This window comes from Photorhabdus heterorhabditis (genome assembly GCF_001280945.1).
GTDB lineage: Bacteria > Pseudomonadota > Gammaproteobacteria > Enterobacterales > Enterobacteriaceae > Photorhabdus > Photorhabdus heterorhabditis.
Genome location: NZ_LJCS01000258.1, coordinates 1 through 350, shown reverse-complemented (window position 1 = coordinate 350; position 350 = coordinate 1). Strand labels below are relative to the sequence as shown.

The window sequence follows — 350 nt, the reverse complement described above, 5'->3', positions numbered from 1 at the left end:
TTAGGTATTGAACTGCCGCTGACCACCCTGTTTACGTCTCCTACTTTGATGGCTTTTGCTGAGGTCATGGCGGCCCGGTCTGGTCAACAGAACGCTAGCCTGCCGGCCATTCTGCCGATATCCCGCGAGGAAGCGCTGCCGCTGTCATTTGCTCAACAGCGCCTGTGGTTCCTGGCTAAGTGGGATGGTGTCAGCGAGACTTATCATATCCCGATGGCCCTGCACTTGGGTGGTCAACTGGATATCGTGGCCTGGCAGCAGGCGCTGGATACCCTGTTCGCCCGTCATGAGGCGTTACGTTCTGTTTTTGTCTCGGTTGACGGTCAGCCGCAGGTACGGCTGTTGGAAGC

The 350-nt window shown here is 57.4% G+C and carries 1 protein-coding gene; it reads left to right on the top strand.

Annotated features, from left to right (window positions below):
* Positions 1-350, top strand: a 350-nt coding sequence (locus AM629_RS23150) for a condensation domain-containing protein (protein WP_152912084.1), incomplete at both ends; no start/stop codon positions are given.